This is a genomic window from Actinoplanes nipponensis, assembly GCF_016862275.1.
Classification (GTDB): Bacteria; Actinomycetota; Actinomycetes; order Mycobacteriales; family Micromonosporaceae; genus Actinoplanes; species Actinoplanes nipponensis.
Genome location: NZ_BOMQ01000032.1, coordinates 1 through 22,309 on the forward strand (window position 1 = coordinate 1; position 22,309 = coordinate 22,309).

18 protein-coding genes are annotated in these 22,309 nt (G+C 73.4%); 7 read left to right on the forward strand and 11 right to left on the reverse strand.

Features of this window, described 5'->3' with window-relative positions:
* Positions 1-205: 205 nt before the first annotated feature.
* The 3 genes from Ani05nite_RS14155 to Ani05nite_RS14165 form a co-directional block, all read right to left on the reverse strand.
* A complete protein-coding gene (locus Ani05nite_RS14155; RefSeq protein ID WP_203768582.1) occupies positions 206-1,213 on the reverse strand; it encodes an inorganic phosphate transporter in 1,008 nt (335 codons plus the stop codon).
* A 3-nt stretch (positions 1,214-1,216) separates the two neighbouring features.
* On the reverse strand, positions 1,217-1,843 hold the full coding sequence (locus tag Ani05nite_RS14160; protein WP_203768584.1) for a DUF47 domain-containing protein: 627 nt from the start codon (positions 1,841-1,843) through the stop codon (positions 1,217-1,219).
* A 157-nt stretch (positions 1,844-2,000) separates the two neighbouring features.
* Positions 2,001-2,969 (reverse strand): PI-PLC domain-containing protein, encoded by a 969-nt coding sequence (locus tag Ani05nite_RS14165; protein WP_239129904.1) that lies wholly within the window; start codon positions 2,967-2,969, stop codon positions 2,001-2,003.
* Positions 2,970-3,077: 108 nt separating this feature from the next.
* On the opposite strand from Ani05nite_RS14165, the gene sigJ reads away from it, so the two are divergent.
* Complete coding sequence (gene sigJ, locus Ani05nite_RS14170) at positions 3,078-3,962, forward strand: RNA polymerase sigma factor SigJ (protein WP_203768586.1); 885 nt, start codon at positions 3,078-3,080, stop codon at positions 3,960-3,962.
* Here sigJ and Ani05nite_RS14175 read toward each other — a convergent pair.
* Entirely contained in the window at positions 3,945-4,451 is a 507-nt protein-coding gene (locus Ani05nite_RS14175) for a DUF402 domain-containing protein (protein ID WP_203768588.1), read from the reverse strand. The genes sigJ and Ani05nite_RS14175 overlap by 18 nt on opposite strands.
* Positions 4,452-4,606: 155 nt before the next feature.
* On the opposite strand from Ani05nite_RS14175, the gene Ani05nite_RS14180 reads away from it, so the two are divergent.
* On the forward strand, positions 4,607-6,541 hold the full coding sequence (locus tag Ani05nite_RS14180) for an ATP-dependent DNA helicase (protein WP_239129927.1): 1,935 nt from the start codon (positions 4,607-4,609) through the stop codon (positions 6,539-6,541).
* 139 nt (positions 6,542-6,680) lie between these two features.
* Positions 6,681-9,410, forward strand: a complete 2,730-nt coding sequence (locus Ani05nite_RS14185) for a transglycosylase domain-containing protein (RefSeq protein WP_239129905.1) — start codon at positions 6,681-6,683, stop codon at positions 9,408-9,410.
* 7 nt (positions 9,411-9,417) lie between these two features.
* On the opposite strand, the gene Ani05nite_RS14190 is transcribed toward Ani05nite_RS14185, so the two are convergent.
* Positions 9,418-10,686, reverse strand: coding sequence for an AI-2E family transporter (locus Ani05nite_RS14190; protein ID WP_203768594.1), 1,269 nt, complete (start codon positions 10,684-10,686; stop codon positions 9,418-9,420).
* A 165-nt stretch (positions 10,687-10,851) separates the two neighbouring features.
* On the opposite strand from Ani05nite_RS14190, the gene Ani05nite_RS14195 reads away from it, so the two are divergent.
* Positions 10,852-11,148, forward strand: coding sequence for a GroES family chaperonin (locus Ani05nite_RS14195; protein ID WP_203768698.1), 297 nt, complete (start codon positions 10,852-10,854; stop codon positions 11,146-11,148).
* A gap of 45 nt (positions 11,149-11,193) precedes the next feature.
* On the opposite strand, the gene Ani05nite_RS14200 is transcribed toward Ani05nite_RS14195, so the two are convergent.
* Both Ani05nite_RS14200 and Ani05nite_RS14205 read right to left on the reverse strand, forming a co-directional pair.
* The gene (locus Ani05nite_RS14200; RefSeq protein ID WP_203768596.1) at positions 11,194-13,233 is read right to left on the reverse strand and encodes a PrsW family intramembrane metalloprotease; all 2,040 of its coding nucleotides are present in this window, start codon (positions 13,231-13,233) and stop codon (positions 11,194-11,196) included.
* 83 nt (positions 13,234-13,316) lie between these two features.
* Positions 13,317-14,525, reverse strand: a complete 1,209-nt coding sequence (locus Ani05nite_RS14205; RefSeq protein ID WP_203768598.1) for an FUSC family protein — start codon at positions 14,523-14,525, stop codon at positions 13,317-13,319.
* 30 nt (positions 14,526-14,555) lie between these two features.
* Between Ani05nite_RS14205 and Ani05nite_RS14210 the strand changes: the two genes are divergently transcribed.
* Complete coding sequence (locus tag Ani05nite_RS14210) at positions 14,556-15,203, forward strand: HD domain-containing protein (RefSeq protein WP_203768599.1); 648 nt, start codon at positions 14,556-14,558, stop codon at positions 15,201-15,203.
* Here the strand turns inward: Ani05nite_RS14210 and Ani05nite_RS14215 are convergent.
* The 3 genes from Ani05nite_RS14215 to Ani05nite_RS14225 all read right to left on the reverse strand — a co-directional run bounded on the left by Ani05nite_RS14215 (position 15,187) and on the right by Ani05nite_RS14225 (position 18,166).
* Positions 15,187-15,456: a DUF4031 domain-containing protein gene (locus Ani05nite_RS14215; protein ID WP_203768600.1), complete on the reverse strand. Its 270-nt coding sequence runs from the start codon at positions 15,454-15,456 to the stop codon at positions 15,187-15,189. The two genes, Ani05nite_RS14210 and Ani05nite_RS14215, sit on opposite strands and share 17 nt — an antisense overlap.
* On the reverse strand, positions 15,453-17,252 hold the full coding sequence (locus Ani05nite_RS14220) for a glycerol-3-phosphate dehydrogenase/oxidase (RefSeq protein WP_203768601.1): 1,800 nt from the start codon (positions 17,250-17,252) through the stop codon (positions 15,453-15,455). The genes Ani05nite_RS14215 and Ani05nite_RS14220 overlap by 4 nt, the downstream gene beginning before the upstream one ends.
* Before the next feature lie 77 nt (positions 17,253-17,329).
* A complete protein-coding gene (locus Ani05nite_RS14225) occupies positions 17,330-18,166 on the reverse strand; it encodes a winged helix-turn-helix transcriptional regulator (RefSeq protein WP_203768602.1) in 837 nt (278 codons plus the stop codon).
* A gap of 55 nt (positions 18,167-18,221) precedes the next feature.
* Here Ani05nite_RS14225 and Ani05nite_RS14230 point away from each other — a divergent pair, with 55 nt between their 5' ends.
* Positions 18,222-19,454, forward strand: coding sequence for an MFS transporter (locus tag Ani05nite_RS14230; protein WP_239129906.1), 1,233 nt, complete (start codon positions 18,222-18,224; stop codon positions 19,452-19,454).
* A 69-nt stretch (positions 19,455-19,523) separates the two neighbouring features.
* Positions 19,524-20,528, forward strand: a complete 1,005-nt coding sequence (locus Ani05nite_RS14235) for a GNAT family N-acetyltransferase (RefSeq protein ID WP_203768604.1) — start codon at positions 19,524-19,526, stop codon at positions 20,526-20,528.
* A gap of 65 nt (positions 20,529-20,593) precedes the next feature.
* Here the strand turns inward: Ani05nite_RS14235 and groL are convergent, their stop codons facing one another.
* A complete protein-coding gene (groL, locus tag Ani05nite_RS14240) occupies positions 20,594-22,216 on the reverse strand; it encodes a chaperonin GroEL (RefSeq protein ID WP_203768605.1) in 1,623 nt (540 codons plus the stop codon).
* Positions 22,217-22,309 lie beyond the last annotated feature (93 nt).

Here is a 22,309-nt window from a genome sequence, read left to right on the forward strand (position 1 = left end):
CTCAGCAAAGCTTGGCGTCAGCCCAACCCAGACGGCGTCAGCCCAGCGGCGGCAGCCCCAGCCGGCTACCGCTGAGAACCAGGCAGCGACAGCAGCCAGCCGGAACCACCAAAGAAGTCAGGCCGAGCAACTCCCCGATTCCCCCTGCGCCCGAAGTGAGAGGCATTCCCACCCGAAACCGGCCACCACCCAGAACCAAAATCACTCACTGAAAGATCGGCCGAACCACGAAGTACACAGCACAAGCGATCGCCGCCGCCGCCGGGAAAGTCGTGATCCAAGCGATCACGATGTTGCCGGCGACGTTCCAGCGGACCGCGCTGAGCCGCTTGGTCGCGCCCACGCCCATGATCGCCGAGGTGATGGTGTGGGTGGTGGAGATCGGCGCGTGCAGCACCAGCGCGTTGAAGAACAGCACCGAGCTGGCCACCATCTCGGCGGCGAAGCCCTCCGCCGGACCCAGATCGATGATCTTGCGGCCCAGGGTTCGGATGATGCGCCAGCCGCCGGCGTAGGTGCCCGCCGCGAGGACCGCCGCCGATGTCCAGAACACCCACCAGGGGATCTCGGTGGCGCTGTCCTGGAAGCCGCCGGTGTAGAGCGCCAGCACGATGATGCCCATGGTCTTGGCCGCGTCCTGCATGCCGTGGCCGACCGACATGAACGCGGCCGAGACGGTCTGGGCGATGCGGAAACCGCGGTTCAGTTTGCCCGGCTGGCCGCGGCGGAACGACCACATGATGGCGACCATGACCGCGAAGCCCAGCAGGAAGCCCACGAACGGCGAGGCGACCATCGGGATGAGCACCTTCTCCAGGATGGTGCCCCACTCGACGGTGCCCTCGGTCGCGAACAGGGTGGCGCCGACCAGGCCGCCGAAGAGCGCGTGCGACGAGGACGACGGCAGGCCGAAGTACCAGGTGATCAGGTTCCAGCAGATGGCGCCGACCACGCCGGCGAACACGACGCCCAGGCTGGGGATGCCGAGGGGCAGTTTGACCAGGCCGTCGCCGACCGTCTTGGCCACCTCGGCGCCGAAGTGCGCGCCGACGAAGTTGCCGACCGCGGCCATCGCCAGGGCGACGCGCGGGGTCAGGGCCCGGGTGCTGACGCTGGTGGCGATGGCGTTCGCCGCGTCGTGGAAACCGTTGGTGTAGTCGAAGGCCATCGCGGCGATGATCACCGCGAGGACGGCGACGAGCTCAGCGGACAAGGCCTAGGACTCCTTGACCGTGATGGTCTCGACCGTGTTCGCCACCCGCTCGAAGGCGTCGCACGCGTCCTCGAGCTCGTCGGCGACCTCCTTCATCTTCAGCACCGTCAGCGCGTCGTACTCGCCGGAGAAGAGCCGGACCAGCAGCATCCGGTACGCCCGGTCGCCGTCGTTCTCCAGGCGGTTGATCTCGATCCAGTACTCCTCGAGGTTCTTCATCGTCTTGAGCCGCGGCATCGCGTCCGCCGTGATCTTGGCCTGCTGGTCGAGCACGGTGACCAGCTCGTGCATCTCGCGCGGCAGCGACGGCAGCTCGGTGAGGCCGTACAGGTAGAGCAGGTTGCCGACCGCCTCGAGGTGGTCCATGACGTCGTCGAGCTGCGAGCCCAGCGAGTAGATGTCCTCGCGGTCGAACGGCGTGATGAACGTCGAGTTGATCTTCTTGTACAGCTCGTGGGTGATCTGGTCGCTGTCGTGCTCGACGTCGGTCAGCCGGTCGCTGACCGACTGCACGTCCACCCCGGGCAGGGCGAGCTCGTTCAGCAGCTCGGTGCCGCGCACGAGGTTCTGCGCGGCCCGGGTGAACAGCTCGTAGAAGGCGCCCTCGGTGGGGCGGAAGGAGAACTTCACGGCGCGAACCTCGTTTGCGGGGTGGACGGGGCCTGGCGAATTCGAGGGAATGCTAGGTAATGCGTCCCCGGGTACAGAGCCCGCCTACCCCTGCTCAACAGCAGTTCAGGGGTCGTTCACTTGTTGTTAACCTGGAAGGGTCACGTAACTGGATCTTTCAGACGACTGGTGCGATGTCCGAACGGGGCGTCGTCGCGCGCGGGGCCGGGGCGCCGGGCCGGGACGCCGGGCCGAGGACCACGCGCGCCGGCGCCTGCCGCCGTACCGGATGACGGCGCAGGTGCCGGGCCAGACCGGCCTGGTCGGCGTCGGCGATCACGTCCACGCCGGCCTCGCAGAGCTCCGTCCAGACCGCCTGCCGGACCCGCCGGGAACCGGCGGGCAGGCCCCCGATGCGTACGGTGCGCCCGTCCTCGTGCGCCGAGCGGACCAGCGCGTGCAGCAGGTGCCGCTCCTCGGCGGAGATCGGCTCGCGGCCGTCCCAGCCGAACCGGCGGGTCCACGGTTCGCTGATCATCGGCACCAGCTCCGGCGGGGCCGAGGCGGTGCCGATGTCGTCGAACGAGCCGTCGGCGAACGCGTACCGGCGGCTCTGGGTGGCGAGCAGGTCGCGGACGTCGACGATGCCGGCGACGGCCACGGTGACCGCACCCGGCTCCAGGCGCCCGTCGACGCAGCGGCTCAGCAGCGGGGCGTGGTCGCGCAGCTGCTGGTCGAGCATCCGGTACGCGCGCAGCAGCGTGTCCGCGTCCCGGACCGGCCCGGAGAACTCGACCACCAGCCGGAACGGCACCCGCTGGTCGCGACAGAGCCGCCCGCCGCGCGCCTGGGCCCGGGCGAAGAGCGGGGTGAGCACCATCCGGCGCAGCGTGCGGCCGGGCTGCAACGCCCCGGAGCCCAGGAACAGCTCGCCGTGCGGCCCCGGGCGTACCGGAACGGTGAGGCCGGCCAGTCCGCGCCGCAGCACGCCGGGCAGCGGGTCCGGGGCCCGGCTGCCGACCAGCGCGTGCCCGGCGGACAGGTACGGCCTCGGTCGGCGGGCCGCCGCGACGCCGAGTGTCGCCGCACCGGCGGCACCCGCCACTCCCGCCAGCCCGCCCAGCAGGGTCGCCACGTCGTCAGCCACCGTCTGCCCGCCTCCGTCTACGCGAAATAGGACCAAATGCTCTTATCGCACTCACCACTGTGTCACATGTGACACCTGTGGCCGGGCAATGTCGCGGAGAATTTCCCCATGCCGTCGGACCCCTTCGAAGCTGAACGGCCACACCTGGTGGCTCTCGCGTACCGCATGCTCGGCAGCCGCGCCGAGGCCGAGGACGTGGTCCAGGAGGCCTGGCTGCGCTATCACAAGGCCCGGGGCGGCGGCGAGATCCACGACCTGCGCGGGTGGCTGACCACCATCACCGGCCGGATCTGCCTGGACGTGCTCAAGTCGGCGCGGGTGCGCCGGGAGGCCTACCCGGGACAGTGGCTGCCCGAGCCCGTGGTGTCGTTCCTCGACGACCCGGCCGAACGCGTGACCCAGCGCACCGAGGTCAGCCTGGCGCTGCTGGTCGTCATGGAGAAGCTCACCCCCGAGCAGCGGGTCGCGGTGGTGCTGCACGACGCCTTCGCGGTCCCGTTCGACGAGGTCGCCGCGGTGCTCGGCACCAGCGTCGCGGCGGCGCGCCAGCACGCCTCCCGGGGCCGGCGGGCGATCGCTGAGGGCCAGGCCCGGCACACCGCGGACAGCACCGAGCAGCGCAAGGTGCTGGACGCCTTCCTGGCCGCGGCGGTCTCCGGCGACCTGCGCGCGCTCGCGGCCGTGCTCGCCCCCGACGTGGTGGCGATCGGCGACGGCGGCGGCGTGGTCAACGCCGGGCTCAACCCGGTCTTCGGCCTCGACAAGGTGGCCCGCTTCTACGCCGGCATCCTCGGCCGCCGGGCCCGGGACACCCGCGACGTCACGGTCGAGCCGGTCCTGGTCAACGGCGACGCCGGCGTGCTGGTCCGCGGGGAGTACCTGGACGGGCGGCGGCTGCTCTTCGTGCTCACCGTGGCCGTCGCGGACGGCCGCGTCACGGCCGTCTACAACCAGCTCAACCCGGCCAAGCTCAGGTCACTCGACGACCGCTGAGAGCCATTTCCGGTACGCCGACGCGAACGGTTCCGTGGCGTCGCCCAGGGCCACGAACAGCCGCCCGGCCGCGGCCCGCGCCTCGGCGACCAGGTCGTCCGGGTAGCCGAACTGCACCCGGTGCACGGCGAACTCGTCCTCGTCGCGCAGCTCGACCACCCCGGTGTCCCGGCGTCGCGACACGTCCAGGTCGAGGTCGACGATGTGCACGGTGTCACCCTCCCAGCGCGCCGGGGTGGTGATGTCGCAGTACACCTCGCTGGTCCGCGGCGGCGGGTTGAACATCCCGGTCCACCAGGCGTGGTGGGGGATCAGCAGCACGAACGGGATCTGCTCGACCGACGGCTGGCCGTGGTAGACCGACTCGGTGCCGCGGGTCACCCCGACCCAGACGCCCAGGTCGTCCTCGTTGAGCCGGCGGGCCGGGTAGTCGCGGTGGGCGGAGCCGTCGTACTTGGTGTAGACGACCCTGACCATCTCGCTCGGCATGACAAGACCCTAACGGTGACACGGTTTCGTCGGTGGTGGCGGGTACGGTCTCCGACGTGACTGCCGCGACCCGTAAGAAGGCGACCGCCGCCCAGCTTCTCGCCGCCGCCGTCGGCGCCGTACCGGGGGGCTCCTCCCGGCCGGGCCAGGAGGAGATGGCCGCGGCCATCGAGCGGGCCGTCAAGGACCGCGAGCACCTGCTGGTGCAGGCCGGCACCGGCACGGGCAAGTCGCTGGCCTATCTGACGCCGGCGCTGCTGGTCGACGGGCCGGTGGTGGTCTCGACCGCGACGCTGGCCCTGCAGAACCAGCTCGTCGAGCACGACCTGCCCCGCCTGGCCGACGCGGTCGAGCCGGTGCTGGGCCGCCGCCCGACCTTCGCGGTGCTCAAGGGCCGCCACCACTACCTGTGCCTGGCCAAGCTCGAGCACGCCGACGAGGAGGCGCCCACCGACACCCTCTTCGACGACGCGCCGCCGCGGGCCACCCAGTGGCTGGGCGAGGCGGGCAAGCTCGGCAAGCAGATCCTGCGGATGCAGGCGTGGGCCGAGAAGACGCAGACCGGCGACCGCGACGAGCTCGACCCCGGTGTGGACGAGACCGCCTGGCGGCAGGTGTCGATGCCGGCCCGCGACTGCGTCGGCGCGGCCCGCTGCCCGTACGGCGCGGAGTGCTTCGCGGAGGCGTCCCGGGTGCGCGCCCGCGAGGCCGACATCGTGGTGACCAACCACAGCCTGCTGGCGGTCGACATGCTGGCCGAGCGCAACATCGTCCCCCCGCACAAGCTGCTGATCGTCGACGAGGCCCACGAGCTGGCCGACCGGGTGTCCTCGGCGGCGCAGGCCGAGCTGACCCCCGAGGCGGTCGAGCGGGCCGCCCGGCGCGCCCGCCCGCTGGTCTCCCCGGCCGCCGCCGAGGCCCTGGCCGAGGCGGCCGACGCGCTCACCGTGGGCCTGGCCGACCTGCCGGCCGGGCGGCTCACCACCGGCCTGCCCCCGCTGCTGCACCAGGCCGTGCGGCTGATCGAATCGGCCACCCGGGCCGGCCTGGACGCGATCGGCGACGTCAAGAACGACGACCCCGACCCGGTCCGCAAGCAGCAGGCCAAGGCCGCGCTGGACGACATCTCCACCACGGCGCAGCGGCTGCTGGAGGCCAACGACTACGACGTGGCCTGGGTGGAGAAGTCCGACCTGGGCAACGGCCGCCGCGCGCTGGTGGTGGCCCCGCTCTCGGTCGCCGGCACCCTGGCCACCAGCCTGTACGACGAGCGCACGGTGGTCGCCACCTCGGCGACGCTGACCCTGGGCGGCCGCTTCGACACGGTGGCGCGGTCGCTCGGCCTCCCGGCGCCCGCCCCGGTGCCGGCCGCCCGTTCCGGTGGCGGCCTGACCCCGGAGGCCCCGGCGGTCAGCGGCGACGGCTGGAGCTCGCTGGACGTCGGCTCGCCGTTCGACTATCCCCGCCAGGGCATCCTGTACGTCGCCGCGCACCTGCCCCGCCCGGCCGCGTCCGGACTGCCCGAGCCCGCCGGCGAGGAGCTGCTCAAGCTGGTGGGCGCGCTCGGCGGCCGCACGCTGGGGCTGTTCTCGTCGCGGCGGGCGGCGACCCAGGCGGCCGAGCTGCTGCGGGCCCGTACCGACCTGCCGGTGCTGCTGCAGGGCGAGGAGTCGCTGCCGATCCTGGTCCGCAAGTTCCGGGAGCAGAAGGAGAGCTGCCTGTTCGGCGTGATGTCGCTGTGGCAGGGCGTGGACGTGCCCGGTGACGCCTGCCAGCTGGTGGTGATCGACCGCCTGCCGTTCCCCCGCCCGGACGAGCCGCTGGCCGCCGCCCGCGCCGCCGCGGTGGACGCCACCGGCGGCTCGGGCTTCGCCTCGGTCAGCGTGCCGATCGCCGCGGTCCGCCTGGCCCAGGGCGTGGGCCGGCTGATCCGCTCCACCGGCGACAAGGGCGTGGTCGCGGTCCTGGACTCCCGCCTGGAGACGGCCCGCGGCTACGGCGCCTTCCTGCGCAAGTCGCTGCCCCCGTTCTGGTACACGACCCGGCCCGAGGTGGCGGTCGGCGCGCTGGAGCGGCTGGCGAAGTCCTGACTGGCACCCACCGTACGGCCGCGACTACTTTGCTCCGTTCCGCAACATAAGCACGGTCTCCTCCGTCTACAGGGTCAGGTGTTGATCGACACCGACGTGGACGTCGAAGGGACCCTGCTCCATGACGGTGGCGGCCGGAGTGGAACCGAAATCGCAGCGCCGGCGGATCAAGCTGCCGCGTTGGTGTCGCCGCGCGGCGGCCGTCGTCGCGACCGGCGTGGTGGTGATCGCCGCCGGGGCGGCCGGCTACGTGGCCAGCGTCGACCTGCCACCGGACCCGGCCCCGCCGCAGGCGTCGGTCCTGTACTACCGGGACGGGCGCACGGTGCTCACCCGCATCGGCGCGACCGACCGCACCGACGTGGGTCTCAGCCAGGTTCCGGTGCCGGTTCAGCGGGCGTTCCTGGCCGCCGAGGACCGGGGCTTCTACGACCACTCCGGCGTCTCGACCCGCGGGGTGCTGCGGGCGCTGTGGGCGAACATCGTCCACGACGGCGGGCAGGGCGCGTCCACCATCACCCAGCAGTACGTGCGCAACGCGTACCTCACGCAGGACCGTACGGTCAGCCGCAAGGCCAAGGAGGCGGCCCTCGCGCTGAAGGTCGAGCACCGGTACACCAAGGACGAGATCCTCCAGCGGTACCTCAACACCATCTACTTCGGCCGCGGCGCGTACGGCATCCAGGCCGCGGCGCACGCCTACTTCGGCACCACCGTCGACCGGCTGACCGGCTTCCAGGGCGCCGTGCTGGCCGCCCTCATCAAGGACCCGACCCGGGGCGACCCGGCGGTCGACGCCGAATGGGCCCGGACCCGGTGGCGGTGGGTGCTGCGGGCGATGAGCGTGCAGGGCTGGCTGACGGCGAGCGAGGCGGAGCAGACGCCGTACCCGGCCGTGGCCGCGGAGTCGGTCACGGCCAACAGCGTCGGGGGCGCCGCCGGGCTGATCGCCGACCGGGTCGAGGACGAGCTGGTCCGGGCCGGCATCAGCCGCCAGCAGGTACGCACCGGCGGGCTGCGGATCACCACCACGATCGACTTCACCGCCCAGGGCGCGGCCACCGACGCCATCGCCACCGCGCTGCGGGGCCAGCCCGCCGAGCTGCGGACCGCGCTGGTCGCCATCGACCCGGCCGACGGCGGGGTACGGGCGTACTACGGCGGCGACCGCGGCCGCGGCTACTTCGACGACGCGCAGGCCGCCCGGCCGCCCGCCTCCACCTTCAAGCCGGTCGTCCTGGCCGCCGCCGAGGAGCGCGGCATCGGCTTCCGGTCGCTCTACAACGGCAGCTCGCCCCGCCAGTTCCCGAGCCGGTCCGGGGTGCCGCTCTACAACCAGCGCAACCTGCAGTGCCCGGTGTGCCCGCTGGACCGGGCCATGGTGCACTCGCTCAACACGCCGTTCTACGCGCTGGCCGAGGAGCTCGGGCCGGACACCATCCGGCGCCTGGCCCGGCAGCTCGGCGTGCCCGACCGGTACGGCAAGCAGCCGACCATGGTGGACGCCGCGGGCGACCCGGCCCCCGGACGCACCCGCCCCGACATCGCGCTCGGCCGCTACCCGGTCGCCCCGGCCGACCTGGCCACCGTCTACGCCACCCTGGCCGACGAGGGACGCCACCGGGAGCGGCACTTCGTCACGTCGGTCATCACCGCCAAGGGCGCCGTCCTGCATCTGCAGGCCGGGAAGCCCCGGCGGGCGCTCTCGGCCGCCGTGGCCGCGGACGTGCGGACCGTGCTGGCGCAGGTCGTGGCCAAGGACGGGGAGGTCGCCGGGGTGGACGCGGCCGCCAAGACCGGCTCCCAGCAGTGGGGCGACACCACCGACTCGTCCGACGCGTGGACGGCCGGCTGGGCGCCGGGACTCGCCGCGGTGACGTGGATCGGCCGGGACAAGCCGGGACCCATCCGGGACCACGACGGCAAGGCCATCAACGGCGACGGCCTGCCGTACCGGATCTGGCAGTCGTTCCTCGCCGCCGCGCTGCGCGGCCGACCCGCCCGGGCCGTGGTCCGCCCGTCGCACGTGGGCCGGCTGGTGACCACCGACCTGAGGACCCTCGGCGCCGCCATCAAGGCGCCGGTCGGCGCCGTCTTCCAGGGACCGCAGCCGGGCGACCAGGTCGACCGGTCGAAGGCGACCGGCTCCTGGAAGCAGCGCGCCGACCGGCTCGACAAGGCGCTGGACAGCTACGCCGCCGGCGCCGGCGAGTTCTCCGTCGCGGTCGTCGACCGCCGGACCGGCCACCGGTACAGCTATCACGGCGGGCGCCGGCAGGAGTCGGCCAGCGTCATCAAGGTCGACCTGCTGGCGGCCCTGCTGCTGCGGGCCCAGGACAGCGGGCGCGAGCTGACCAAGGCCGAGCGGCGCCGGGTGACGAAGATGATCCGGGCCAGCGACAACGACGCGGCCAGCCAGGTGTACGCCGCGGTGGGCGGCGCCGACGGACTACGCGAGGCGGTCGAGCGCCTGGGCCTGAGCAGCACCGAACCGGCCGCGTCCTGGGGTCTGACCCGGACCACGGCGAACGACCGGGTCAAGCTGCTCGCCGCGCTGGCCGACCCGGACAGCGCCCTCGACCAGGACTCCCGGGAGTTCGCGCTCGGGCTCATGGCGTCGGTGAACGCCGACCAGAAGTGGGGGGTCAGCGCGGCCGCCCTGCCGGGCGACCGGGTGGCCCTGAAGAACGGCTGGGTGTCCCGCTCGGCCGAGAACGGCAAGTGGATCATCAACAGCGCGGGCCGGATCACCGGGACCGGCACCGACACCACCGTGGCCGTGCTGTCGCACGGCCACGGCGACAAGCAGGACGGCATCGACGCCGTCGAGCACATCAGCGCACTGACCCGCAGCTACCTGGGCTGGTGAGGGCGGGTCAGGGCGCGGGGGCGGTGGCGCCCCCGGTCGGTACGACCACAGCGTCCGGCGGCACCTCGGGGCGCTGCCGGGCCAGCCGCCGTACCCCCGTGTTGAGCACCGCGATCAGCGGGACCGCCACCAGCGCGCCGATGATGCCGGCCAGCACCACGCCCGAGGCGATGCCGATGATCACGACCAGCGGGTGGATCGCCACCGCGCGACCCATGATCAGCGGTTGCAGGATGTGGCCCTCGACCTGCTGGACCAGGATCACCGCGCCCAGCACGATCAGGGCGACCACCCAGCCCTGGTCCACCAGGGCGACCAGCACCGCCACCGCGCCCGACACGCTCGCGCCCACGATGGGGATGAAAGCCCCCAGGAACACCAGCGCGGCCAGCGGGAACGGGAACTGCACGTTGAGGATGACCAGCGCCAGCCCGATGCCGGTGGCGTCGATGAAGGCCACCAGCACCGTCGCGCGCACGTAGGAACCCAGCGTCGACCAGGAGGCGTCGCCCGCGTCGGCCAGGCTCCACCGGGCGTTGACCGGGAAGAGCCGCACCAGGAAACGCCAGATCTTGCGGCCGTCGCGGAGGAAGAAGAACGTCGCGAACAGCACCAGCAGCGTGCCGGTGAGCACCTCGAACAGGGTGGCCGCGGTGGCCACCCCGGTCTCGGTCAGCGACGACGTGTTCGAGTTGATCCAGTTCTGGGCCGAGTCGATGGCCTGGTTGACCTGGGCGTCGGACAGGTGCAGCGGGCCGGTGCGCAGCCATTCCTGGATCTGCCGGATGCCGCTGCTGGCCTTGGCGGTCAGGTCCGCGGCGCCGTCGAGGAACTGGTTGACCACCAGCGTCAGCGTGCCCGCGACGGCGGCGATCCCGCCGACCAGCACCAGGAACGTCGCCAGCGACGGGGGCAGCCGGTAGCGGCGCAGCCAGCCCACCGCGGGCGACAACAGCGCCGACAGCAGCAGCGAGATGGCGAGCGGGATCACGACGATGCTGACGATGCCGATGAACCGCACCAGCACCCAGCCGACGACCCCGACCACGATCAGCCGCCACGACCAGGCGGCCGCGATCCGCAGCGAGTGCGGCACCTCGGCGTCGTCGCGGCTGGAGGTCGACCGGTGGTCGACCGGCGGATCGGGTGGCGGCAGCTCGAAGTCCACGCCGTTGTCCTCCGGCGCGGGGTGCTCCGCACGCGCCACCCGGACCGACTCGCGCCCGGCCTCGTACGCACGGCGCAGATTCGCCCGGACCCGTTGCAAGCGGTTCAACCGCCGACCCCCTCGTCCGTTGTCACGCCCGACCCACCGTAGTGCAGACCCGCTCCCCCACCCGGCCAACCACCCCGCCACCACCCTCGACCGGTCCGGGGCCCGCAGGCGTACCGTCCTGTCGTGAACACCGACACCCGTACCGAGGCCGGGCTGCCCATCCGCATGTTGCACGACCGCGTCCTCGTCCGGCTCGACGGCGGCGACGGGGAGCGCCGCTCCAGCGCCGGCATCGTCATCCCGGCCACCGCGTCGATGGGCCGCCGCCTGTCCTGGGCCAAGGCCGTCGGCGTGGGGCCGAACGTGCGCTCCATCGTCGTCGGCGACCGGGTCCTGTTCGACCCGGACGACCGGGCGGAGGTGGAGCTGCACGGCCAGGAGTACGTGCTGCTGCGCGAGCGCGACGTGCACGCCGTCGCCGCCACCCGCGTCGAGTCCGACGGCACCGGGCTGTACCTGTAGCTACCGTCAGCAACGCGCCGGGCCGATGGCCCAGCTGTTTCGGGCTCAGCCCTGGTGGTTGGTGGGCGGGGGGTTCTCACCCGGGCCGGGCGGCGGCGGGTAGCTGTTCGGGGCGGCCTGGGCCGGGGGCTGACCGTGGTCGGGCTGGTCGTAGCCGGGCTGGCCGTAACCGGGCTGGCCGTAACCGGGCTGGCCATAGCCGGGCTGGCCATAGCCGGGCTGGCCGTTGTGGGGCTCGCCGGGCCCGAGCTGGCCGTAACCAGGCTGGCCGTTGTAGGGCTCGCCCGACCCGGGCTGGCCGTAGGCGGGAGCGCCGTAACCGGGCGGGCCGTAGCCTGGGACCCCGTATCCGGGCGGACCGTAATTCGGGGCAGCGTGACCCGGCGGGCCGTAGGCGGGAGCGCCGTAACCCGGCGGACCGTAGTTCGGAGTGCCGTGACCCGCCGGACCGTAGTTCGGGGCGCTGTAACCCGGCGGACCGTAACTCGGAGTGCCGTATGCGGGCGGACCGTAGTTCGGGGCACCGTATGCGGGCGGACCGTAGCCCGGGGCGCCGTACCCGGGAGGTCCGTAGCCGGGGGCGGCGTAGCTGACGACCGGCGCCGGCGGCAGCCGGACCGGCACCGGGACCACCGGCTCCGCCGGCGCGCCCACCGTGCGGGTCACCCCGTCCGGGAACGCGATGCGGTACGTCGTGCCGTCCCAGAACGCCTGCGGCATCTGCGGGTCCCGGCCCACGAAGACCGACCGGTAGCCCGAGATCGCCGTCAGCAGGCGCTGCTCGTCCTCCATCGCCCGTTGCTGGTCCGCCACGCTGCCGCTGTGCAGCCCGCGCTGCATGCCGTCGCGCAGCAGGGCCAGCTTCGTCGACGTCGCCTGGAAGCCGCGCATCGCCCGTACGCCGGCGTCGCCCGCGACCCGCTTGGCCCACCGCCGGGCCGAGTGCCGGCGGCCCAGGCTGCCGAGCGTGGCCACCTCCGGCGGGGACAGCCAGCCGGCGCTCACGTAGCCCGGCAGCACCCGCTCGCTGAGCCGGCCCTCCCAGCCGCGCAGCGCGATGGCGAAGCCGACCACCAGGAAGAAGAACGGGACCATGAAGCCGAGGTAGCCGTACAGCATGATCAGGGTCTCGCCGGTGGCCACCGACAGCGTCGGCAGCAGGTTGAACGTGCCGTGCAGGATCATCGCCAGCAGCAGGCCGGCGATCGGGGCCAGCCACTTGACCCGGCGGTCCGCCGAGCGGGCGGACAGGCCCAGGCCGATGCCCGTCATCGAGGTGAACAGCGGGTGCGCGAAGCCGGTGAACAGGATCCGCACGATGAAGATCAGGAAAAGGTTCTGGATGCCGGTGGCCGGGCCGTACTGGTCGGCGCCCGCCGCATAGCCGTGCCCACCCAGGTAGAGCACGTTCTCGACCATGGCGAAGCCGAGCGCGGACAGGCCACAGTAGACGATGCCGTCGGTGATGCCGGACCACTCGCGGCGGCGGCGCCAGAGCAGCAGGATCGGGCCGAGGGCCTTCATCGACTCCTCGATGAACGGCGCCACGATCACCGCGACCAGCGCGTCGGGCAGGCCGATCCGGTCGAAGCCCCAGGCGGCCAGCGAGTTGACGCCGATCGCGACCAGCGTCGCCACCGCCGAACCCCAGGCGAAGCAGAAGATGAGGTACCGGCTCGGCTCCGGCTCGTAGCGGTCCAGCCACAGGAAGCAGCCGACCAGCACCGGCACCGGCAGGATCGCCGCGCCCAGGCCGATGGCCAGGCCCTGCGGACCGTTGCTGACGCCCAGGATGACCAGCATGGCGATGGCGCAGGCGGCGATGAAGGTGATCACCAGGGTCAGCGGCAGCCAGCGCGGCCACCGCGACCGCCGGCCGGGCCGCCCACCCTTGACGGCCTCGTCGGCCGCCACGGCCGCCGTGTCCGGCCCGACAGCCACGACACCACCCGCACCGGCGCCGTACGCGGTGTCCCCTCCCGCTCCCGCGCCCGGAGCGGCGGAAACGGGATCGGGCGCCGGGGAGGCCGGAGCCGCGGAGGTGGGTGCCGGGTCGGGCGACCCGCCGGGAGCTACGTCGGCCATGCCGCCAGCGTAGCCACCCCGGCCGGCCCGGGCAGGCCCGCGGCGGCGGAAAAAGGATCAAGAGCCGAAAACCGCCCGGCCGGCTAGGAGGGGCCCCGGCCCGAGCTGCTGGGCCGGGCCCGGCCCGCGCCCTTCCGCGCCGTACGCCCCCGCCCGGGCCACCCGACGGCCCGCCGCACCAGCCGCGGCGCCTCGGCGTACTCGATCCCGGTGGCCCGGAGCAGGTCGGACACCGTCGTGCGGACCTGCGCGACGACCACCCCGCCGGAGAAGCCGACCCCCTCGTCGTACGCGCGCCCGGACTCCGCCGCCGCCCGCAGCGCCCGTTCCCGGGTGGCGACCGGCTCGGCGCCCCGGGCCCACTCCTGGCGGAGCAGGTTCACCGCGTCGCCCAGCAACTCGACCGAGGACGGCAGGCACTGCGGTATCGCCTCGCCGTCGCCGAGCGCCGTCAGCACCCGGCGGGCCAGCACCCGCACGTTGCGCAGGGCGTACGTCACGTGGTCGGCGCCCTCGACGTACTGGCTCAGCGCGCCGCGGGTGCGCCACCGGGCCGGCGCGAAGGCCACGTTCTCGCTCGCCGCGGCGGCCGCCTGGTCGAAGCCGGTGAAGGTCGCCTCGGCCGAGCGCAGCTGGTCCAGGGCGCCACCCACCGCGCCGGCGTCACCGGCCCGCAGCGCCTCGGCGATGGCGTGCAGGCCGTCGGCGAGCGCCTGCAGCGCCGGGTCGGCCGCCCGCCGGATCACGGTCAGCGGGTTCAGCGGCAGCAGGAGGGTCATCACGGTCAGCCCGACCGCGCCGCCGACGAGCGCGTCGAAGAACCGGGTGTACGGCAGCCCCGTGCTCGGCGTCGTCAACGTGGCGACCAGCACCGCCGACGAGGCGGACTGCACCACCAGGGGCGTGCCGCCGCCGACCGCCGCCGCGGTCCCGATCGCCAGCACCACCACCAGGCCGACCTGCCAGGGCCCGGTGCCGATGAGCAGGATGATGCCGTCGCCGATGCCGATGCCGATGGCCACCCCGACGACCAGCTCGACCGTGCGCCGGGCCCGCTGCCCGACCGACGAGGCGAGGGTGATGACGGCGGCGATCGGCGCGAAGAACGGGCTCGGCCGGCCGATCACGTCGTGCGCGATGAACCAGGCGATGCCGGCGCCCAGCCCGGCCTGGAGGGCGAGCGGGAAGCCGGCGCGTACCCGGGACCACCCGGCGCCGACCCCGGACCGGGACCGGCCGCGCAGCTCGGCCAGAACCGCAGTGAGTCCCCGCTGCGAGTCCAGGTCCGTCATGGTGCCGACCCTAACCGGGCGCGTGTCAGGATGGCGGCCGTGACGACTCTTGTTGACCGGTGGGTCGCGGCCGCCCGCGGGGCCGGGGCGACCGCCGACGACGCCGATCTCGCCGCCGCCGGCGAGTACCTGCTGGCCCGCTGGTCCGAACCGCAGCGGCAGTACCACACCGTGGCCCACCTCACCGCCGTCCTCGACGTCGTCGACCGGCACGCCGAGCTGGCGCCGGGCGCCGACCGGGTGCGGCTGGCGGCCTGGCTGCACGACGCGGTCTACGACCCGCGGGCGCTGGGCGACGCCAACGAGCGGGACAGCGCGGAGTTCGCGGCCGGGCTGCTGGCCACGCTGGGGGCGCCGGACGAGGTGGCCACGGAGGTGGCCCGGCTGGTCGGGCTCACCGCCGGGCACGCCACCGCGGACGACGACCCGGACGGCGAGCTGCTCTGCGACGCCGACCTGGCCGTCCTGGCCATCGACCCGGACGGGTACGCGGCGTACACCGCCGCCATCCGCCGGGAGTACGCCCACGTGCCGGACGACGCCTTCCGCGGCGGCCGGACCCAGGTGCTCAAGGCCCTGCTGGAGCTGCCGTCGATCTACCGGCACGCGCCGCTGCGGGCGGCCTGGGAGGAGCGGGCCCGGGCCAACCTGGAGGCCGAGCTCAAGAGCCTGGGCTGAGGTGCTTGGGGCGGCGCAGCCCGGCCGCGCGCAGCCGGGTGGAGAGCTCGCGGGAGCGCACCAGCGTGGCGCCGAGCCACAACGCCATCGGGAAGCGGACGTCCGGGATGTCGTAGTGGTCCCGGTCGAAGGCCCGCCGGGGCGCGCCCAGCATCTCCGCGAAGGTGTGCAGCTCGGCGTAGGACAGGTCGCTGACCAGGTGGGACCAGAGCCGGCCGCGGGCGGGCCAGCGGGGCTCGTCGACGAGGATCAAAGGTCCACGTCGAGCAGGTCGGTGCCGCGGTCGGCGGCGTAGCCCCGCACGTCCGGGACGCCCAGCCGGGCCGCGTCGGCGGTGAGGTCGTCGGGCATCTTCTGCGACTGCCGTTCGGCCTCGACCCGGGCCAGGTAGTGCTCGATCTCCCGGGCCCGGACCGCGGCGTCCCAGCCCAGCGCGTCGCCCATCACGGCGGCGGCGTGCGCGGCGGTCTCGGCCCCGCGGTGGGCCGTCTCGAACGAGATCCGGGTGCGCCGGGTGAGCACGTCGTCGAGGTGCAGGGCGCCCTCGGCCTGGGCCGCGTACGCGACCTCGGCGGCCAGGTACTCCGGGGCGCCGGCGAGCGGGACGGCCAGCGCCGGATCCGCCTCGATCATCGCCAGCAGGTGCACGGTGAGGGTGCCGTACCGCTCCAGCAGGTGTTCGATCACCCCGGCGGCGACGCCGTGCCGGCGGGCGATGTCGAGCCGGTCGCGCCAGGCGGCGGCGAAGCCGTCGGCGCCGAGCAGCGGAAGCTGGTCGGTGCGCGAGGGCTGGGCGGGCCCGCCGAGCCGGCGCACGGCCCGGTCGATGACGTCGGCGGCCATCACCCGGTACGTCGTGTACTTGCCCCCGGCCACCAGCAGCAGACCCAGCATCGGCTCGACCACCGCGTGCTCGCGGGACAGCTTCGAGGTGGAGTCGGCCTCGCCGGAGAGCAGCGGGCGCAGCCCGGCGTAGACGCCCTCGATGTCGTCGGCGGTCAACGGCCGGTCGAGCACGGTGTTGACCTGGTCCAGCAGGTAGCGGATGTCCCGGGCGGACGCGGCCGGGTGCGAGCGGTCCAGCTCCCAGTCGGTGTCGGTGGTGCCGATGATCCAGTGCCCGCCCCACGGGATGACGAAGAGCACCGAGGTGGGCGTGCGCAGGATCAGCCCGGCCTCGCCGGTGATGGCCGAGCGCGGCACCACCAGGTGCACCCCCTTGGAGGCCCGCACCCGCAGGCCGGGGCGGACGCCGACGTCGCGCAGCATCCGGGACATGTCGTCGCTCCACACCCCGGTGGCGGCGACGACGGTGCGGGCCCGCACCTCGAACTCGGGTGAGCCGGGCGCCTCCAGGTCGCGCACCTTGACGCCGACCACCTCGCGGGCCTGGCGCACGAAGCCGGTGACCCGGGCGCTGGTGACCACGGCGGCGCCGAGGCTGGCGGCGGTGCGGGCCAGGTTGACCACCAGGCGCGCGTCGTCCACCTGCCCGTCGTAGTAGCGGATCGCCCCGGTGATCTTGTCGGCCCGCAGGCTCGGGAACAGGTGCCGGGCGCCGTCGCGGGTGAGGTGGCGGTGCAGCGGCATGCCCCGCCCGGTGCCGAAGACGCCCGCGAAGGCGTCGTACGCCGCGACGCCGAGGCCGTAGTAGGCCCGCTGCCAGACCCGGGCGGCCGGCGAGGCGGTGGGCAGCGGCACCAGGATCGGCACCGGCCGGACCAGGTGCGGGGCGAGCCGGCTGGTCAGCAGGCCGCGCTCGGTCAGCGCCTCGTGCACCAGGTGCAGCTCGAGCTGCTCGAGATAGCGCAGGCCGCCGTGGATGAGCTTGCTGGACCGGCTGGAGGTGCCGGCGGCCAGGTCACGGGCCTCGACCATTGCGACGCTCAGGCCGCGGGACGCGGCGTCCAGGGCGGCGCCGGCACCGGTGACGCCGCCGCCGATGACCAGGACGTCGAACTGCTCGTCCCGCAGCCGGCGCAGGTCGGCGACGCGGCGGATGGGTGAGAGCCGGCCGGCGGCGTATCGGGACTCGGAGGGAGAGCGCACAACCCCACGGTAGCGCTGCCGGGGGCGGCCCGGCGCGCCGCCGCCGGTTACTGCGGGGGATGCGCGACCGGGCGGGCTCAGGCGCGGTCGCGGACCAGATCCAGCATCTCGGTCACCGAGGCGGCCGGGTCGGTGATCGGGAACTGCACCGACCTGATGACCGCCTCCGCGTCGGCCAGCAGGGTCAGGCGCTTGAGGCGGTCCGCCCCCGCGATCCGGAACGTCGGCAGGCGCAGCGCCGCCGCCAGCCTCCCGTCCTGGTCCGACAGCAGCGGGAACGGCAGTCCCGCGTGCGCGGCGAAGGCTTCCAGCTGGTCCGGGCGCTGGGTGCTGACGCCGCGGATCTGGGCGCCGGCCGCCGCGAAGTCGGCGGCTCTGGCCGCGTACGTCATCGATTCGAGCGTGCAGCCGGCCGCACCGGGGATGTCGGCCCAGCCCGGCGGGTAGCCCGGGGTGTCCGGCGCGAAGGCGCCGGGGAAGAAGTAGAGGACCGTCCAGGTCTCCAGCCGCAGGTCCGGGATCCGGCGGCCGACCAGGTCGTGCACCCGATGGGCCTCCGCGGAGGCCGGTTCCGCCGTCGCGGTGAGCGAGCCGTCGCCGAGCACGTGCCGGTCGCCCCACTCCTGCAACGCGATCAGCACCGGCAGCAGGCCCTCGCCCTTCGCGGTGAGCACGTAGTCGTGGCGGGGCGGGCGTTCGGAATAACGGACCTTGCGCAGCACCCCGTGCTCGACCAGCGCGGTCAGCCGCTCGGTCAGCGCGCGCCGGCTCATCCCGAGCGACCTCTGCAGCCCCTCGAACCGGGTCACGCCGCCCGCGACGTCCCGGACCACGAGGAACGTCCACCAGTCGGTGAGCACGCCGAGGGCCTGCTCGATGCCGCAGTCGGCATCAATGAGTTCGACCCTGCGCACGCGCTCCAGTATAGTCCGTTCCAGTTTGGAACTTACTCGAACGGGGGCGAGGACCGTGAGCGTGTTCTGGCGGTGGTGGGCGGCCGGAACCAGCAGTGACCTGGGCTCGGCGGTCGGCGGGGTGGCGCTGCCGCTGACCGCGCTCGCGGTCCTCGACGCGACCCCGTTCGAGATGGGCCTGATCGCCGCGGCCGGCTACGTCGCCTGGCTGGTCATCGGGCTGCCCGCCGGCGTCATCGTGCAGCGGCTGCCGCTGCGCGGCACCCAGATCGGCATGGATCTGGTACGCGCGCTGGCCGTCGCGTCGATCCCGGTGGCCTGGTGGCTCGGCCGGCTGACCGTGGCCCAGCTGGTCGTCGTCGCCCTGACCGTGAGCTTCGCGCACGTGCTGTTCTTCGTCGCCAACACCACGTTCCTGCCCGAGATCGTCAGCCGGGACCAGTTGCAGTCGCGCAACAGCCTCACCTCCGGCACCCACGCCACCACCCAGCTCGCCGGCCCCTCCCTGGGCGGCCTCGCGGTCCAGCTCCTCGGCGCCGTGCCGACCCTGCTGATCGACGCGGTCAGCTACCTCGTCTCGGCCGCGCTGATGCGGACGCTGCCGGCCCGGCAGCAGCACCGGCCGCAGCAGCCCACGCCGATGGGGGCGATGATCCGCGCGGGCTGGGCCTACGTGACCAGGCACCCGATGATGGGCCCGGCCATGTGGTCGGCCACCGCCTCGAACTTCGTCAGCGGCGCCTACCTGGCGCTCTTCCCGCTCTACCTGGTCCGGGAGCTGCACGCCCCGGCCGGCGTGGTGGGCCTGCTGCTGGCCGTCGACGGTGTCGGCACCCTGATCGGCGCGACGCTGACCACCCGGGCCACCAACGCCCTCGGCACCGCCCGGGGACTGATCATCCTGGGCTTCGCGGAGGCGGCCGGCGCCTTCGTCATCCCGCTGGGCACGGGCTGGGCGGCGTACCTGTCGTTCACGGCCGGCGTGCTGATCTTCGCCGGCACCGGCGTGGTCTTCAGCGTGACCACCCGGACGTACCGGCAGATCGCCAGCCCGCCGGAGCTGCTGTCACGGGTGATGGCGACGGTCCGCTTCGTCTCCTGGGGCGCCATTCCCGTCGGCGGGCTGGTCGCCGGCGCGCTCGCCGGGCCGCTCGGCGCCCGGACCACCCTGCTGCTCTTCGCGGCGGCCGCGGTGCTCGCGCCGCTCGCGCTGCTGTGCTCCCCGGTACGCCATCACCGCGACCTGGTCGACACCACCGCACCGGAGCCGGCCGCCGTCGCGGGGTAGCCCCCGCGCACGTCACCGGCCTCCCACCGCACCCGGGCGGGCGGCGATCGTTGGGTAGGTTCGGCGGTTGTGGACAGCGAGTTCTGGATCTCCGAACTGACCGACGACGACGTGCCCGCCGTGGTGGCCCTCTGCCGGACCGCCCTGGACCTGCCCGAGGACGCCGCCGAGGCCGCGGAGATCGTGCTGCGACTGCGCGAGACCACCGGCACCGACGGCTGGTCGGCCACGCCGCGGCGGATCGCCGGCTTCCTCGCCCTGAGCTCGGCCGGGGCCGGGACCGGGGCGGAGTCCGCCGGCGAGCCGGTCCCGGTGACCGGCGGGCGGGTGATCGGCGTGGTGCTGGGCTCGGTGTCGCACCGGGACCGCTCGATCGGCCACATCGACCTGCTCGCCGTGGACCCGCGGGAACGGCGCCGGGGCGTGGCGCGGGCCCTGGTGTCCCGGATCGAGGGCGCGCTGGCCGGGCTCGGCGCCGGCGACGTGGTCATCGCCGGCAATGCCCCGTACTACGCCTGGCCCGGCATCGACGTGCGCTACACCCCGGCGATCTGCGCCGCCATGGCGTTCGGCTTCGAGCAGGACCAGCCGGCCTGGAACATGACCGTGGACGTGACCCGGCCGGCGACCGGGGCGACCCCGGAAGCGCTCGCCGGGGACGAGACGAGGCTGGCCGGGACGGGCCTGACGATCCGCCGGGCGGTGGCCGCGGACGTGCCGGCGCTGGTCCGGTTCTCGCTGGCCAACTTCGGCGAGGGCTGGGGCGGGGAGATCACCCACTCCGTCGGGCGGGACCGGGCCGGGTGCCACCTGGCGCTGGCCGCGGACGGCACGATCGTGGGCTTCGCCGCGTACGGGTCGTCGCGGCCGTCCTGGTTCGGCCCGATGGGCACCGCCCCGGCCGCCCGCGGGTCCGGTGTCGGCGCCCTGCTGCTGCGCCGGTGCCTGGTTGACCAGCGGGCCGCCGGTCACGACCGGGTGCAGATCGGCTGGGTCGGGCCGCTGCCGTTCTACGCCAAGGCCGTCGGGGCCCGGGTCGAGCGGGTCTTCCTGCTGTACCGCAAGCAGCTCTGACCCCGGGCACGGGAAAGGCGGGCCGCCCGGAGGCGACCCGCCTTTCTCCGATCAGGTGACTGGACTCAGAAGTCCATGTCTCCGCCACCCGGGGCGCCGGCCGGGGCCGGGTTCTTCTCGGGCTTGTCCGCCACGACCGCCTCGGTCGTGAGGAACAGGGCGGCGATCGACGCGGCGTTCTGCAGCGCCGAGCGGGTGACCTTGGCCGGGTCGATGATGCCCGCGGCCAGCAGGTCGACGTACTCGCCGGTCGCGGCGTTCAGGCCGTGACCCAGCTCCAGGTTGCGCACCTTCTCCGCCACGACGCCACCCTCGAGGCCGGCGTTGACGGCGATCTGGCGCAGCGGGGCGTCGAGCGCGACCTTGACGATGTTCGCACCGGTGGCCTCGTCGCCCACCAGGTCGAGCTTGTCGAACGCGGTCTTGCCGGCCTGCACGAGCGCGACGCCACCACCGGGGACGATGCCCTCCTCGACGGCCGCCTTCGCGTTGCGCACGGCGTCCTCGATGCGGTGCTTGCGCTCCTTGAGCTCGACCTCGGTGGCCGCGCCGACCTTGATGACCGCGACGCCGCCGGCCAGCTTGGCCAGGCGCTCCTGCAGCTTCTCACGGTCGTAGTCGGAGTCCGACTTCTCGATCTCGGCCCGGATCTGGTTGACCCGGCCCTGGATCTGCTCGGCGTTGCCGGCACCGTCGACGATGGTCGTCTCGTCCTTGGTGATGACCACCTTGCGGGCCTGGCCCAGCAGGCTCAGGTCGGCCTGGTCGAGCTTGAGGCCGACCTCCTCGCTGATGACCGTGCCGCCGGTGAGGATGGCGATGTCGTCGAGCATGGCCTTGCGGCGGTCACCGAAGCCCGGGGCCTTGACGGCGACGGACTTGAAGGTGCCACGGACCTTGTTCACGACCAGGGTGGCCAGGGCCTCGCCCTCGACGTCCTCGGCGATGATGATGAGCGGCTTGCCGCCCTGCATGACCTTCTCGAGGACGGGGAGCAGGTCCTTGACCGCGGAGATCTTGCTGTTCGCGATGAGGATGTAGGGGTCGTCGAAGACGGCCTCCATGCGCTCGGCGTCGGTCATGAAGTACGCCGAGATGTAGCCCTTGTCGAAGCGCATGCCCTCGGTGAGCTCCAGCTCGAGCCCGAAGGTGTTGCTCTCCTCGACGGTGATGACGCCTTCCTTGCCGACCTTGTCCATGGCCTCGGCGATGATCTCGCCGACCGTGGAGTCACCGGCGGAGATGGAGGCGGTGGAGGCGATCTGCTCCTTGGTCTCCACGTCCTTGGCGAGCTTGCTCAGCTCGTCGGAGACGGCGGAGACGGCGGCCTCGATGCCCCGCTTGAGGGCCATCGGGTTCGCGCCGGCCGCGACGTTGCGCAGGCCCTCACGGACCAGGGCCTGGGCGAGGACGGTCGCCGTGGTCGTACCGTCACCGGCGACGTCGTCGGTCTTCTTGGCGACCTCCTTGACCAGCTCGGCGCCGATCTTCTCGAAGGTGCCCTCGAGCTCGATCTCCTTGGCGATCGACACACCATCGTTGGTGATGGTGGGAGCGCCCCACTTCTTCTCGAGCACGACGTTGCGGCCCTTGGGGCCGAGCGTCACCTTGACGGCGTCGGCGAGCTGGTTCATGCCACTCTCGAGGCCGCGACGAGCTTCCTCGTCAAATGCGATGATCTTGGCCATACGGCTTTGTCCTCCTGGACATTCGCGGCGCCGGGCCGGTCCGGCCCGCTTTCCGCACGTTGAGAACCATGCGGACGTCACCACCTGGCGATG

Bases quoted from the DNA above. Each gene is read 5' to 3' on its own strand.
- Ani05nite_RS14175 (WP_203768588.1), bottom strand. From the start codon at position 4,451: ATGCCGAGCGAGATGGTCAGGGTCGTCTACACCAAGTACGACGGCTCC.
- Ani05nite_RS14200 (WP_203768596.1), bottom strand. From the start codon at position 13,233: ATGGCCGACGTAGCTCCCGGCGGGTCGCCCGACCCGGCACCCACCTCC.
- Ani05nite_RS14180 (WP_239129927.1), top strand. From the start codon at position 4,607: ATGGCCGCGGCCATCGAGCGGGCCGTCAAGGACCGCGAGCACCTGCTG.
- groL (WP_203768605.1), bottom strand. From the start codon at position 22,216: ATGGCCAAGATCATCGCATTTGACGAGGAAGCTCGTCGCGGCCTCGAG.
- sigJ (WP_203768586.1), top strand. From the start codon at position 3,078: ATGCCGTCGGACCCCTTCGAAGCTGAACGGCCACACCTGGTGGCTCTC.
- Ani05nite_RS14205 (WP_203768598.1), bottom strand. From the start codon at position 14,525: ATGACGGACCTGGACTCGCAGCGGGGACTCACTGCGGTTCTGGCCGAG.
- Ani05nite_RS14195 (WP_203768698.1), top strand. From the start codon at position 10,852: ATGTTGCACGACCGCGTCCTCGTCCGGCTCGACGGCGGCGACGGGGAG.
- Ani05nite_RS14210 (WP_203768599.1), top strand. From the start codon at position 14,556: ATGGCGGCCGTGACGACTCTTGTTGACCGGTGGGTCGCGGCCGCCCGC.